13 protein-coding genes, 1 pseudogene, 1 riboswitch and 1 other annotated feature are annotated in these 14,935 nt (G+C 37.4%); of the genes and pseudogenes, 3 read left to right on the forward strand and 11 right to left on the reverse strand.

Annotation, left to right across the window (positions count from 1 at the left end; genetic code table 11):
- Positions 1-177: 177 nt before the first annotated feature.
- Positions 178-1,764, reverse strand: coding sequence for a phosphoglycerate dehydrogenase (gene serA, locus NSQ95_RS15535; protein WP_342560825.1), 1,587 nt, complete (start codon positions 1,762-1,764; stop codon positions 178-180).
- A gap of 31 nt (positions 1,765-1,795) precedes the next feature.
- A complete protein-coding gene (locus tag NSQ95_RS15540; protein WP_342559917.1) occupies positions 1,796-2,941 on the reverse strand; it encodes an alanine--glyoxylate aminotransferase family protein in 1,146 nt (381 codons plus the stop codon).
- A gap of 56 nt (positions 2,942-2,997) precedes the next feature.
- Positions 2,998-3,224, reverse strand: a binding site (T-box leader).
- A 368-nt stretch (positions 3,225-3,592) separates the two neighbouring features.
- Between NSQ95_RS15540 and NSQ95_RS15545 the strand changes: the two genes are divergently transcribed.
- Together NSQ95_RS15545 and NSQ95_RS15550 are read left to right on the forward strand one after the other, a co-directional pair.
- Entirely contained in the window at positions 3,593-4,957 is a 1,365-nt protein-coding gene (locus NSQ95_RS15545) for an aspartate kinase (protein ID WP_298470943.1), read from the forward strand.
- A gap of 222 nt (positions 4,958-5,179) precedes the next feature.
- Complete coding sequence (locus NSQ95_RS15550) at positions 5,180-5,668, forward strand: DinB family protein (protein ID WP_169360719.1); 489 nt, start codon at positions 5,180-5,182, stop codon at positions 5,666-5,668.
- A 1,348-nt stretch (positions 5,669-7,016) separates the two neighbouring features.
- Here NSQ95_RS15550 and NSQ95_RS15555 read toward each other — a convergent pair.
- The 8 genes and pseudogenes from NSQ95_RS15555 to NSQ95_RS15590 all read right to left on the reverse strand — a co-directional run bounded on the left by NSQ95_RS15555 (position 7,017) and on the right by NSQ95_RS15590 (position 13,297).
- Positions 7,017-7,478 (reverse strand): SRPBCC domain-containing protein, encoded by a 462-nt coding sequence (locus tag NSQ95_RS15555; RefSeq protein WP_340882252.1) that lies wholly within the window; start codon positions 7,476-7,478, stop codon positions 7,017-7,019.
- An 11-nt stretch (positions 7,479-7,489) separates the two neighbouring features.
- A complete protein-coding gene (locus NSQ95_RS15560) occupies positions 7,490-7,936 on the reverse strand; it encodes a GNAT family N-acetyltransferase (protein WP_340885858.1) in 447 nt (148 codons plus the stop codon).
- 48 nt (positions 7,937-7,984) lie between these two features.
- Positions 7,985-8,467, reverse strand: a pseudogene (locus tag NSQ95_RS15565) (NUDIX domain-containing protein); the annotation flags it as partial.
- 433 nt (positions 8,468-8,900) lie between these two features.
- Entirely contained in the window at positions 8,901-10,190 is a 1,290-nt protein-coding gene (locus tag NSQ95_RS15570) for an MFS transporter (RefSeq protein WP_340882250.1), read from the reverse strand.
- Positions 10,191-10,341: 151 nt separating this feature from the next.
- Entirely contained in the window at positions 10,342-10,659 is a 318-nt protein-coding gene (locus NSQ95_RS15575) for a YbjQ family protein (RefSeq protein ID WP_169360716.1), read from the reverse strand.
- 74 nt (positions 10,660-10,733) lie between these two features.
- A complete protein-coding gene (locus NSQ95_RS15580; protein ID WP_340882247.1) occupies positions 10,734-12,017 on the reverse strand; it encodes a nucleobase:cation symporter-2 family protein in 1,284 nt (427 codons plus the stop codon).
- The gene (locus NSQ95_RS15585) at positions 12,010-12,600 is read right to left on the reverse strand and encodes a xanthine phosphoribosyltransferase (RefSeq protein WP_340882245.1); all 591 of its coding nucleotides are present in this window, start codon (positions 12,598-12,600) and stop codon (positions 12,010-12,012) included. The genes NSQ95_RS15580 and NSQ95_RS15585 overlap by 8 nt, the downstream gene beginning before the upstream one ends.
- A 129-nt stretch (positions 12,601-12,729) precedes the next feature.
- A riboswitch (purine riboswitch) is annotated at positions 12,730-12,831 on the reverse strand.
- 175 nt (positions 12,832-13,006) lie between these two features.
- Positions 13,007-13,297 carry a hypothetical protein gene (locus tag NSQ95_RS15590; RefSeq protein ID WP_169360712.1) on the reverse strand — a complete coding sequence of 97 codons (291 nt, stop codon included), beginning with the start codon at positions 13,295-13,297 and terminating at the stop codon, positions 13,007-13,009.
- A 74-nt stretch (positions 13,298-13,371) separates the two neighbouring features.
- On the opposite strand from NSQ95_RS15590, the gene NSQ95_RS15595 reads away from it, so the two are divergent.
- Positions 13,372-14,034, forward strand: coding sequence for an HAD-IA family hydrolase (locus tag NSQ95_RS15595; protein ID WP_342559918.1), 663 nt, complete (start codon positions 13,372-13,374; stop codon positions 14,032-14,034).
- Here the strand turns inward: NSQ95_RS15595 and NSQ95_RS15600 are convergent.
- The gene (locus NSQ95_RS15600) at positions 14,027-14,935 is read right to left on the reverse strand and encodes a methyl-accepting chemotaxis protein (RefSeq protein WP_342559919.1); all 909 of its coding nucleotides are present in this window, start codon (positions 14,933-14,935) and stop codon (positions 14,027-14,029) included. The two genes, NSQ95_RS15595 and NSQ95_RS15600, sit on opposite strands and share 8 nt — an antisense overlap.

Consider the following 14,935-nt stretch of genomic DNA (forward strand, 5'->3'; position numbering starts at 1 on the left):
TATGAAATAGAGTATATACCTAAGAAGGCAAGTTTAATAATCCTTGTGAGAAAGTTAGTTTGAGGCAGACCTTCACTATGTATAATAATTTTAACATAAATATCCAATAAAAAATCACCTCTCAGAAGACCTCGAGAGATGATTTTTCAATTTTAAACTACGCTTTTAAATTTTTACTTATAAATCTATAGGAGTTGCATCGAAAATATCTGCTAGACTCTTTAACTTCTCGACACCTTTACTCTCTATATGCTTGTCGATTGTAAGCATCATAATTGCATCTCCGCCTACTTCTGAGCGTCCCACCTGCATGGTTGCAATGTTAACACCTTCCTCTGCAAGCAGCATACCTACACGCCCAATTGCACCTGGCTGGTCTTTATGACGAATAAATAGTAAATATCCATTAGGGACTACATCTACGATAAAGTCATCCACTCGAACGATTCGCCCGCCAAGTCCATTCAATAATGTACCAGACACTTTTCGTGATTCAGTAGCAGTTTTTACTTCCACTGTAATTAGACTTGTGAATCCTTTAGAGTTTGTCGTTTTTAATTCATTAATAGAAATGCCTAGACGATCAGCAAGGAACTTGGCGTTCACATCGTTTACAGATTCGCCTAACTTGCTTTTTAGGAAACCCTTAACTGCGTTTCGAGATAATGGGCGAGTATCAAAATTAGAAAGCTCTCCAGCGTAGGTAATATTTATTTCTTCTGGAGGTCCCTCCACTAAATCGCTCAAAAAGGATCCAAGCTGTTCGACCAGGTTGAAATATGGTTCAATTTTTGCCAATATGTCCTTCGGTACTGAAGAAAGATTAACTGGATTTTTTACGACTCCTTCTGTTAAAAAGCTTACTACATCGTATGACACGTCAATTGCTACAATTTCTTGTGCTTCTACTGTGCTAGCCCCTAAATGAGGTGTAGCAATAACTTGTGGCAATGTTAACAGCTTATGCTCTACGAATGGTTCCTCTTCAAACACATCTAGCGCTGCCCCAGCCACCTTGCCCGAAAGAATCGCATCATATAAAGCATCCTCATCGATAATTCCGCCGCGGGCACAGTTAATGATTTGTACACCGTCCTTCATTTTTTCAAATGCGTCCTTATTAATTAAGTGGCGTGTTTCTTTAAGTAAAGGAGTATGTATAGTGATGAAATCTGCTGCTTTAATAACATCCTCCACTGTACCAAATTGTACGCCAAGCTTTTCTGCTTTTTCAGGGGTTAAGAAAGGATCGTAGGCAATTACGTTCATTCGTTGACCCTTTGCACGAACTGCAACCTCTTGACCGATTCGACCAAATCCAACGACACCCAATGTTTTATTCTTTACCTCTACTCCAATATACGTTTTGCGATCCCATTTTTTATTTTTTAAGGAATGGAATGCTTGCGGAATTTTTCGAGCAAGCGACATTAACATTGCAATAGTATGCTCAGCAGCAGAGTTGGTGTTGCCATCCGGTGCATTAACAACAATGATTCCACGCTCTGTTGCTGCAGGAAGATCAATATTATCTACTCCAACTCCAGCTCTGCCTATGATTTTTAGGTTCGTTGCCTTTTCAATAATTTCTCGAGTGACCTGAGTTTGACTTCGCACAAGCAAAGCATCGAATTCTCCAATTTTTTCTGCAAGTTGATCAGGGGTTAAATCTGTATCTACTACTATATTAAATCCCTCTGCCTCCCTTAAAGGGAAAATACCATCCTCGCTAAGTGGGTCGCTAATTAGTATATTGTAAGTCATCATTCATCTGCTCCTTCTCATTAAGTTTTACTTATGCTAAATAAACTCGTTGCGCCGCTGCTGTTCCTTTTCCAAGCTCAATATCTTTACCTATTTTTTTTAGAGCTATCTCTATCGCACTAATGATCTGCAGCTGATCTGCTGGAGAGCAATAGCCCATATGCCCAATTCGGAAGATTTTGCCCGTTAAATGCTGTTGGCCGCCTGCTATGGATATCGCGAATTCATTCTTCAGAATTTTACGGAACTCTTCTGCATCAAAATCCTCTGGCTGAACAGCTGTAACAGTTGGGGAAGCATCCTTATCTGTTGTCAGTAATGGAATGTCTAGTGCTTTAAACGCTGCACGAGTCATATTTTTCATTAGCTCATGGCGAGCATATACGTTTTCAAGACCTTCTGTCTCCAATAAGTTCAGCACCTGCTCAAGTCCAAATAATAATGACAAGGCGGGAGTAAACGGTGTAGTATCTTTTAGTAAATTATCTCTATATTTTTTTAGGTTCAAATAAAATCTAGGCTGATCGTTTTCTTCGATCACTTTCCAAGCTTTTGCACTAGCAGCGACGAACGTTAAACCTGCAGGAAGCATGAATGCCTTCTGAGAACCAGTGACCATTACATCGATTCCCCACTCATCCATTTTCGTTTCTACTCCTGCCACACATGAAACTCCATCTACTACGATTAAAGCCTCTGACACCTCTTGTACGGCTAAAGCTAGCTGATCAATTGGATTTAAAACTCCAGTGGATGTCTCACAATAAGTAGAAAATACTGCTTTTACTTGTGGATGCTTTACTAGAAATGCCTTAACTTCTTGTGGATCTAATGCCTTGCCCCATTCAGTACTTAATACGTGTGTTTTAATATGATAGGCCTCACAAATCTTAGTGAAACGATCTCCAAACGCACCTGTTACTACAACAAGCACTTCTTCCCCTGGCTTTACGACATTCACAACTGCCGTTTCTAAACCTGCAGTCCCACTCCCAGCAATAACGGCAACCTCTTGGTCTGTACCAAACACTTTCTTCAACCCAGGGGTAATACGCTTAAGCATATCTGAGGTTTCTTTTCCTCTATGACCAATCATTGATTGATTCATCGCTCGTTGCACACTCGGTGGAATTGGACTTGGTCCTGGAATACGTAAAATGGTTTGATCTTGAAGCATACAAATCTCCTCCTTATTTTGGAAAAACAAAAAAGCCCTTCGTCCCCTACATTAATGTAAGGGGCGAAGAGCTAAAATAACTCACGCGGTACCACCCAAATTTACTGCAAACATACTGCAGCCTCTTAAGTCACATGCTTAACGCGCATTCACGGATGAGCCTACTGACTTCAGCCCACCGATTCAAGAGTGCTACCTCACATACGAAACCACTGATTTGCACCAACCATCAGCTCTCTGTAGATTTACAAAATGTAAAGCTTATCTCTGTCAAAATCGTTTATCACTTATTGAATTATCCCTATCATACGCAGGATATTTTTAGTTGTCAATATAGTTCGAAAACTTGAAAACGCTATCATTTTATTACATCGTATATAAACGTTGATATTATGCTATTTTAAAAAATTAAAAATATTTATTATTCGTATATAAAATGATTAAAGATGGACAATCCGTTGTTTTATTTAATTAATTAACCTAATTACGAACAATAATATAATTAATCACAGAATCATACACTTATATGAAATATCTTTTATTAAATATTGACTAACGTATTGACGAATATGATTAATATTTGTACACTGTATAAAATCATTTGTTTTTCCCATAAATACAATTAATCGAAAATAGTAAGGATTTGATGAGATGATCGTAAGTAAATTTGGAGGAACATCGGTAGCGAGCGCAGAACAAATTAAAAAGGTTGCTGAAATCGTAAAGGCTAATTCTAAAAGAAAATACGTAGTCGTTTCAGCACCAGGCAAACGTTTTGAACAAGATAAAAAAGTGACCGATTTATTAATAAACCTAGGCAACGCTGCCTTACATGGTGAAAATGTAGAGCCTTGCCTTGATGCTGTGTTAGATCGCTACAAGGAAATTGCTCTGGGCTTAGACTTAGATTTACTCATTTGTGATGTAATTGAAGAGGATTTACGTTCAAGGCTATCTATGAAACAAGAAAATCATAGTTTATTTATGGATTCCTTAAAAGCGAGCGGAGAGGATAATAATGCGAAGCTTATTTCTACTTATTTCACAAGCATCGGAATTCCAGCTAGATACATGTGTCCAAAGTCAGCAGGTCTGTTAATAAATGACTTACCCGAGCGGGCAATGGCACTCCCGGAGGCTTATAAAAACCTCCATACGAGTCTAAAAAATACTAGTGAAGTGATTGTTTTCCCTGGATTTTTTGGTTATACAAAAAAGGGCTTACTACGGACTTTTGATAGAGGTGGATCAGATATAACCGGATCCATATTAGCAGCCTCTATTCAAGCTGAGCTTTACGAAAACTTTACCGACGTGGATTCTGTTTTTTGTGCAAATCCGAAGGTAGTTAACTGTCCTGTGGAAATCGAGGAAATCACATACCGAGAAATGCGCGAGCTTTCGTATGCCGGTTTCTCTGTATTCCACGACGAAGCATTAATGCCGGTATACAAGGCTAAAATTCCGGTATGCATTAAAAACACGAATAACCCCTCTGCACCTGGCACCAAGATTGTCTCATCCAGAAAAGTGAATCGAAGACCTATAACTGGGATTTCAGCTGATAGTGGATTCTCTATACTATACGTCAGTAAGTATTTGATGAACCGAGAGATCGGTTTTGGTCGCAAGCTACTTCAAATTCTAGAGGAAGAGCATATTTCCTATGAGCATACTCCTTCAGGTTTAGATGATATATCTGTGATTTTTCGAAGCCACCAGCTAACACCCGAAAAAGAGGACAGAATAGTAAAGAGGGTTAAGGAGGAATTACACGCAGAAGATGCCCATTTCCGTCATGAGTTCTCCATGATTGTAGTCGTTGGAGAGGGCATGAACAATAGCACCGGCCTAGCAGCTAGAGCTGCCACAGCCATTGCTCGAACTGGAGCTAACATTGAAATGATTAACCAAGGATCGTCAGAGGTCAGCCTTTCCTTTGGTGTTCATCAAAGCAATGAAAACAAAATTCTCCGAGAACTCTATCAGGAGTTTTTTGCTCCTGTGATAGTATGATGCAACTTCCTTAGGAATTCCATAAGCCTCAGAAATTTTACCATTCGTAAAATTTTCTGAGACTTTTTTTATTATGACTATGTTAAAGATATGGTTAGATTTTTGTAGGGCAGAATTGTGTTAAATGTTACATTTAAACTCACGTGAGAAGGTAGTTTAAGAAGGAATCTAGTTAGAAATAGAGAATATAAAGGTATGTGACATCTATAGGGGGTGGGTATAGTGACTCAAAACGAATATGAATGGGTTAGACAGACTCGAATGACACTTCTTGACTTTTGTAGTGAACTAGATCCAAGTGACTTTACTCAAGAAAATAACTTTGGTTGGCAAAGTGTAAGAGACACGCTGGTTCACATAGCAGACTGTTATCATGCTTGGCTTGGCTCATTTGTTTTATTGAAAACAAAGAAACCTCTCACTTCAAAGGAAAAACTGTTGGAACTCGGTTGGAATGAAATAAAAGTACACTTTGAACAAGTAGATTCTTATGTAAATGAGGTATTTGAAGTATTCGCACAACAAATGGATAAGCCGATAAAGAGGCAGATTCCTTGGAGAGAAGGAGGAGAACCGATATCAATGACACCTCGTAAATTGCTCATGCATACAATCACTCATGAATTCCATCACAAAGGACAGATTATGGCTATGGCACGCCAGATGGGTTATGAACCTCCTAATACAGATGTGTTAGGAACAGTAGATTAAGGTGATTATACGTAGTACTTTCTAAAGTATGCTTTAGAAAACATGACCCACATTACGGTTGTCTGTTGTTATATTCAAAACATTAACTTTGCTCCATTAAGAATCGTATCCAATATACAAATATAGATTTAGAGAAAAAACAAGTTACAGGGGTAATAAAATATGGCTATGTTAAAGGGGAGAGTTGATTTATAATGCAAAGAAATCTTAAATCAGAGAGTAGAATTGATTTCCGCCCCAGCCGGACGCTTTCCTCGGGGTGAGCGATAAGCCATCACCCATCGCTTACGCGCGTGGTTGTGATGTCTTATCTGTCTCACTCATCCCGTAGGAGTCGCCGTCTGGTGCTCCAATCAATAAATGGGAACAGCTTTGGCATCGATAAAGCGCTAATAAATTTACTCGCATAAACAAAGCTAAAAACTGTCACCAACCCCAATTTCATCATCTATTTATGTTCTTAATAGCCATTTGAAAGTTCCTTTGTTTATGTTTACAGTCACTATAAAAAAAGAATTGTTAGTCAAAATCAACCAATAACTTTAACAAAGCGTAAAATATAATGGCGAAGCATATTTAACTATAATTGTGGATGTTCAAAACAATAATATAGAGAAGGGTTGCTAGATTAATAAACCCTTTCATAAAGCTAACTACATGGAAATAATTGAATCTGAAGCCAAATATTTAATAGAAAGTAGAATAACAAATCCAAAATAGTATGATTACCTAATCGTTAATTCCTAATTTAACCTGTGCTTCAGTAAAAAAATAACACATATAAAAAATGAGCTTAGATATACATTTTCCAGCTCATTTTTTATGTGTTTATAAATCAACCTCTAACCTTATGGTCATTTTATTTAATTGCCAGTGTTTCTGCTACGGATTTTCCACGTTCTAGAAAAATTTACGACAATGACCCCATAATTTGCGACAATCCATCCTTACTTTACGACAATCAACCAATAAATTACTACAATCACTCAGCAACTCTTTCGTTCTAGAAAAATTTACTACAATGACCCCATAATTTACTACAATCCAGCTTTACTTTACGACAATCAACCCGTAGATTACTACAATCTCTCAGCAACTCTCTCGTTGTAGAAAAATTTACGACAATGACCCCATAATTTACTACAATCCAGCCTTACTTTACGACAATCAACCCGTAGATTACTACACTCATTCAGCAGCTCTCTCGTTCTAGAAAATTTTACGACAATGACCCCATAATTTACTACAATCCAGCCTTACTTTACGACAATCAATCAATAAATTACTACAATCACTCAAACCATCCACTAAAATTACATCACTTGTTCCATCACGTTTTAAATCATTATTAGCATTGCTGGATTTCTTTACTTTCCTCTTTGTATACTAGCCCCTCCTCCAAGTACACCTTTAGAAGTGTTAAAGTCTCTCCCCAGCCAATTGCACAGTTCAAGCAGGCTTTTATATCCTTATCTGAATTGGAATAGCCTGTTTCCTTAAATACAACAAGTGTACCATCTCGATAAGGTTCTAATTTAAACTCAATTGTTGTAACACTTTCTCCTGGAGTCCATTGAAAAATGAAGGATTTATTCGAAATGGTCTCCAATATCTTACCGCCATCCACTAAATCCTTTTTGTCCTTACCTAAGCCAGTCCATCTCAAACGTATCTCACCAGTTCCATCTGACTCTTGATGTATTGATGTTTGATCAGTAAACCAAGCGTTCCATCCTTCTGCCGTTGTTAGTGTATCAAATACTCTAGCAATACTTTCCTTAATGTATACTTGATGATTGATTTCTGGCATCGGTATTCCTCCTATAAAGGTTGTAATTGGCTAAGTCCTATATGTTTTTCATAAGAAATTATAGTCATGTTATCGTTAATCTTTTTCTGTTCTCCTGTACGTACATAGCCCATTTTTTCATATAAATAGCAGTTTTTTTCTTCTTGGAGAATGGTATCGAGCTCCCAGCTAGTCACTTCAGGATAGATCATTTCTAGCCGTGTCATTACCTGTTGAGCCAAACCCTTTCCTTGAAAGCTTTCTAATATATTGATCATATGCAAACGCATTGTTTGCGATGATTTTTTGTACACATGTACACTACCTGCTAATTCATCCTCTACTATAATTTTATAAAAGATACCTTGATGCAAGCGTTCTTGAAATCGTTCAAAAGTTTGTAATACAGGAGTCGTTTGATGATCCTCATATTTTTTATAAAGTGGCAGGAATACTTGTTTTTGAATTTCATATAGCACTTGCGCATCTTCTATTGTTGCTTTTCTTAAGCTAATTTTTGATGCTATTATGTCAAATACATTGTCTAATATATGATAAGCAATAAACTCTCCACGCTTCACCATTTCTTTTATTTCCTGAATCGTTGCCCATTTAGCATCTGCCACTTCTTCATATTGAAGCTTTAAATCCTCTTTCTCTACATTTTGTTTTATTAAATAATTATCATCGAAGCCTCGTAAGAATTTAACTGTGAATAAAACCTCTGCTTGCTCCATATTTATATCAATTCCCAGCTCTTCCTTTGTTTCACGGACCGCAGCCATTTCTGAGGTCTCTCCAGTTAATACAGATCCTGCAGCGGCACAATCCCACATATTTGGCCAGCCTGTTTTCCAAGCCTGACGTTTTTGTATTAAAAGCTGTCCTTCATCATTCATGATCCAAACATGGACAACTTCATGAAAGACCCCCTCTTCCATTTCTTCTCCACGGATATGAGTTTTTCCTGTTTTCTCTCTGTAATGATTAAACGTATCCCATACTTCCATTTTCCCACCAGCCTTGTCATTGTTTAGAATAGTTTATCATAAATCTATTGACCTTCAATAAAAAATATGATATATTATAGGTTGTTAACAATTTAGGTAGAACATAAAAAAGAAATTTGGCATTCTACAAACGTGTTTTTGAACATACTTATTCACACTGGAGCGATTATAGGGTCGCAAGGACGTAAAAGAAGGTAGGGTTTACGTTGCTTAGGTTAGAAGACAACCAGTGGAACAATTTACCGCGGCATTGAAAGCTTAAACCTTTCATGGAAATTATTCACCGAACATTCGGGATGAAATTTAAAAATTCAAAGATTATGTTTTACCTCATACAAATCAAGGGCTGGTCTCCAATGGAGATCAGCCCTTGTCCAATTTATTGGAGAATATAAAGTTACCCCGATGTATCTCTGATACGTCGGGGCTGTTGTTATAATTCGCTACTTTTCGCTAGACTATTTTGTCTTTTGTAGTATTCCTTAAACGTTAGTAGATAGATAAATCCGCTGAGTAATGACAAAACAGCAAGTAGAACAAACGTCCACGTGAAGCCAACCCATGTGACAAGCGGCAGAACAAGCGGTGCTATCGTTCTCCCTATAGTATATCTTAAGCTAGCGGCCGCAAAGTACTGTCCACGCATATCCTCTGGTGCTAGCTTAGATACAAAGCTTTCCTGCAATCCTACTGTTGCTAGTTCTCCTAAAGTAAATACAGCCATAGCAAACACGAATACCCAGAAGTTAGCCGTCATAGGGAAGATGAGCATGGCAATCGCATATAAGAGCGACGACAAGAAGAATACTTTGTGCTCCGGATACTTCGTCATCCAACGAGTGACAAACACGGTGAAAATAACTACTAATAAGCCGTTTTCAGATAAAAGTATACCGAAGGAGCCTGCTCCAGTTACCGCCCATTCACGACCAAATAGGTTACCAAGAACTTGAACATCAATTGCTTCCTTCATATAGACAGGAATTAGCATATCCAACTGCATATATGTTTGGGCTAGCAAGATTCCCGCAATGATAAATAGGAAAAATACTTTGTCCTTAACAATTAGTCCATATGCTTTTATTTGATTAATAACTACTTGAACCCAACCGTTTCCACCACTTTCTTTTAATTGCTGCTTTACCTCATCTGGTAATGTTTCCTCTGTTAGGAAACGTAGTGCTAATCCTACTAAACAGAAGATAACGCCTGATATTAGAAGCAATAAGAAACGATGGTTAAAGAATAAAACAGCTCCCACTATAGGTCCAATGACAACCGAAATATTAATAGATGTATAAAATACAGAAAACACCGTACTTCTGTCCTTTTCTGGCACAACATCAGCAACAATTGCCTGACTTGCAGGGTGATAAAATGATCCGCACATACCCGCTATCGTAAATGCGACAAAGCTAAGCATTGGTGAATCATACCAAGGAGAATTAGCAAAGGCAAATAAAATAAAAGCAAAACCTTCTGCGGTTGCAGAGAAAAATAACATCGTCCTTCTACCGAATCGGTCCGCACAATAACCCCCGATTAAATTAGCTCCAACAGAAAACACTTGGGATAAGACCAGCAATACCCCTGCCATACTAGCCCCGAATTCATCTGCAAAATAGATAGCTAAAAACGGAAAGACCATCCAAAAGCTTAAATTACTAAAAAATTCACCAAACAAACGAACCTGTAAACTACGATTCCAATCTCTAATTCTCATGATGTTGACCTCACCTAGTATTATTCTTGCAAATCCATATATTATTTCGACTTACGTAATAGTTATTTAAATAGTACTATAGTATAAAAAAAGAACTCTCAAAAAAAGTCGTAAACCCTAGGCTGGGTTTACGACTTTTGACTTTAACTAATCAGTCCCTATATGTAACTGCAGTACCTGTAGCTACACACATCATCATGCCCTCACGGATTGTTTCAAAGTCTAAATCTACACCAATTACAGCATTAGCTCCAAGCTTACTAGCAAGAGTCTTCATATCCTCTATAGCTATTTCTCGGCCTTGAGATAGCTTATTTTCATAAGCAGAGCTTCTTCCTCCTACTATATCTGTTACTGAGGCAAAAAGATCTCGTACAACATTTGCTCCCATAATAGCTTCTCCAGACACGATGCCGTGATATGTTTCAATTGTCTTTCCCTCAATGGTAGGCGTTGTAGTTACTAACATAAACATTCCTCCAATAATTGTAGTTACCTTTATCATACAACACTATCAGTTTATAAGCATTTATTATTCTGAATCTACTGTTTTTTCTTTCTAGTAGGTAGCATATTGAACAATATATTCAATATGATTGCCGTGAAGCTTCCCGCTACAATACCATTACTTGTTAAGATTCGGACACTCTCTGGTAAGGATATGAATAAGTCAGGAACAACCGTCACACCTAGACCTATACCAATCGAACACGCAATGATCATAGCGTTATCAGGTGAATCTGAATCGGAAATAATGGTGCTTAGCATTTTAATTCCTTGTGAGATTATCATCCCAAACATCGCAATCATTGCCCCGCCTAGGACAGCCTCTGGAATGATTGTAGTAAGTGAAGATATCTTTGGTATAAACCCTAGAAATATTAGCATACCTCCCGCAATATAAATAACCTTGCGTGTTTTAACTCCAGAAATCTGCATGAGCCCTACATTTTGTGAAAATGTAGTATATGGGAAAGAGTTAAAGAATCCACCTAATACCACTGCGATTCCTTCAGCTCGGTAACCTTTTGTTAAATCTTTCTTCTCTATTTTTTTCCCAAGCATATCCCCAAGTGCAAAATATACCCCTGTAGATTCTACTAACGAAACGATAGCTACTAGAGTCATCGTAAGAATAGGAGACCATTCAAATGTAGGCATCCCAAAATACAAAGGCTGAATCATATGAAAAACGTCTGCTTCTTTCACAGCGGTAAAATCTAAAATACCCATAAAATAAGCAGCAACCGTTCCACCAATAATACCTATTAATATAGAAATAGCTTTAACGAACCCTGTGGAAAATCTGTATAATAAAACGATAAAAATTAGCGTACCAAATGACAATAATACGTTTTGAATAGAACCGAAATCTTCTGCACCTTGTCCTCCACCCATGTTATTAATAGCAACAGGAATTAGAGTAATTCCAATAATAGTAACAACTGAGCCGGTTACTACTGGTGGGAAAAATCGAACTAACTTACCAAAAAAACCACTGATCAAAATAACAATAATACCAGAAACAATAATTGCTCCGTAAATAGCAGATATTCCATAATCTCCACCGATTGCAATCATGGGTCCCACTGCTGTAAATGTACATCCTAAAACTACTGGTAAACCAATCCCAAAAAATCGATTGCTCATTACCTGTAAAATAGTTGCAACTCCGGACATTAAAATATCGATTGCAACTAAATAGGTTAACTCCTCTGAGCTGAGCCCAAGAGCCCCTCCTACTATAAGAGGTACAATAACTGCTCCTGCATACATTGCTAATACGTGCTGTAAGCCAAGTGTGGTGTTTTTAAATATATTATTCATATGTAGGTGCACCTTCTAAAAATTCTACTTTGCCATCTTCCAAGGATTGAATAATGGCTAGTGATTCTACGCGAATACCTTTTTCGCGAATCAATTTCCCACCAGGCTGGAAACCTTTTTCAATAACAATACCTACACCAGCAGTAGTAGCTCCTGCTTGCTCGATAATTTCAAGTAATCCAAGGACAGCTTGTCCATTTGCTAAGAAGTCATCGATGATTAATACAGTTTCTCCTTCGTGCAGGAAATCTTTTGAGACAGAAATATCGCTAGTAATATTTTTTGTAAAGGAATGTACCTGTGACGTCAGTAAGTTTTCAGACAGAGTTACAGATTTGCTTTTCCTCGCAAATACAACAGGAACCCCAAGTTCAAGACCCGCAAACATAGAAGGAGCAATCCCAGAAGACTCAATCGTCAAGATTTTTGTTATTCCCGCTTCCTTATAACGATTGGCTATTTCTTCACCAATAGCCTTAATCACAACAGGATCAATTTGATGATTTAAAAAAGCATCCACCTTTAAAACGTCCTTTGATAAAACCTTGCCTACTTCTACAATTTTATCCTTTAATAACTTCACTTGGATTCCTTCTTTCCTCATATTTGGATACAAAAAAACTCGAATGACAAAGCCCCACCCTAAGAGTGGAGCAATGGCATTCGAGTTATAAATCGAATAATAAAATAGATGGTACACAAAGTGTCCCAATCATTTAACCATGCCACTCATAGTCGACTTCTTTACGGTAAGTCGGTAGAAACTTGCAGGCCATATCCCTGCTATTATACGAGTATACGAAATTTGATTGTTCTCATTATAGCACGGTAAAATTCTTTTACAATAATGAGTTAAAAAGTTCAATCATTCTTAAAATTCTGTTCATATTACAGGTGCCAGGCACCTGTAATAAATCTGCAATACAAAAACTGTCTATATCTTAGCTATAAAAAAACACATGATAGGCTCATGTGTTTTGGGGTGGGGATTATTTATAAGATGATTTTAATGTTTTGAAGGCCTCTATAAAATAAGCAGGATTTTCTTTAATATTGTAGGAAAAGACACCTTGATTGGTATGCAGATATAGTATTCCTGCTCCATACGAAAAGGGCTTATAGGATATATCATGTACATTTTGAAATTTAAATTGATGCTGAGCCGAGACAATTGCCATTCCGTCCATCTGCAGAGTAAAGCTAGACTCTATATGCTGCATTTGAAAATAGAAATCGATTTCTCTCTTAACTTCGATATAAATGATAGTATATTCACTCAAAACGGCACCTCCTATAACACTTCATAGTGTAACATGTTTTTATATAATCATTAAACCATAAGGAGTGATGTCGGTTGATAAGAGCAGTGCTTTTTGATTTAGATGGGACTTTGTTAAACAGAGAGGAATCTTTAAAGAAATTTATTAGCTGGCAATATAATGTGCTCCACACTCATTTAGGTCATGTTCCAAAGGAAAAATTCTGTAGTCGTTTTATAGAGTTAGATGATCGAGGCTATAAGTGGAAGGATTTTGTTTATAAAACCCTAATACAAGAATTTAACATAAAGGATATAACAGAAATGGAATTATTAAATCATTACATAACCAACTTCCATTCGTATTGTGTACCATTTTCAAATCTATTATCCATGCTGGATCAATTAAAAAAACTGTCCCTGTCGCTTGGAATGATCAGCAACGGAAAAGGACAGTTTCAAATGGACAACATTGTTTCTTTAGGAATCAGACCCTATTTTAAAACTATATTAATCTCAGAGTGGGAGGACATGAAAAAACCAGACCCTCGGATCTTTGAAAAGGCTCTTAGACAGCTTAATGTTAACGCTGAAGAAGCTGTCTATATAGGCGATCATCCTATAAATGACATAATTGCCGCCAAAAATGTTGGACTTCATACGATATGGAAAAGAGACATATATTGGCCTGCCCCTAATGCCGACTACACGATAGACAATTTGGATGAAATTCCGTTTCTTCTAAACAAAATTAGATAAGCTTGCTAAATTCTTTAGTCTGATGCTCCAGTTTTTCAGAAGCCGTCGAAATATCTTTAAACTCTTCTAGTGCAGTTCTTATTTCCTCTTGGCTTTTTTCGATAACCGTCTGCGAGTGACTATTGCTCGCAGTTACCTTATCAACTTGTTTTGCTATTCCTTCAATATTCTCTCTTACTTCTACGATGGAAGCCTCGACTCTTCCAGCCAACTTACGCACCTCTTGGGCGACAACGTTAAAACCACGGCCGTGCTCTCCAGCTCTTGCTGCCTCAATTGCTGCATTTAAGGCTAGTAAGTTCGTTTGTGCTGCAATTTCTCTGATAGTTTGAACAATCCCTTTAATTGAATCTGCCTGTTTTTGAAGACTTTCTAATGTGTTTGTATTTTCTTTAGAACCAGCAGCAATTTCATCTATTCTTTCTAAAAGGTCTTCGCTTCTTTTAATCCCCACTTCGGCACGATTACTCAACTCTTCAGACATATGATTTAACTCTTCTGTAACCCCCATAAGAATTTGATGACGTCCTGTTACATTAGTAGCAACCTTGGAGATTCCAAGTACCTTGCCGTTTCTCCCAAAAATAGGCATATAAGAAGCTTCTAAAAACACACTATTGCCATGTTTAGCTTTTCTTTCTACCTTATCGAAAAAGGACTTACCCGCAAACAGATCCTTCCAAAGCTTTTCGTATGCCGGGCTGTTCACAAAATCTGGAAAACAGAATTCTCTGTGATGCATGCCTTTTACTTCACTTACAGTATAGTTAAGTTCTTTTGCAAAATTTTCATTAACATACGCCACACGGCGATTCATATCAAAACGAATAATCGCCAAGTTTTTTTCTAGCGCCTCTACCACGGTCATATCATTAACTTCTTCTGTTTGTATGTAACTCAT

The organism is Psychrobacillus sp. FSL W7-1457, assembly GCF_038593405.1.
Taxonomy (GTDB): domain Bacteria; phylum Bacillota; class Bacilli; order Bacillales_A; family Planococcaceae; genus Psychrobacillus.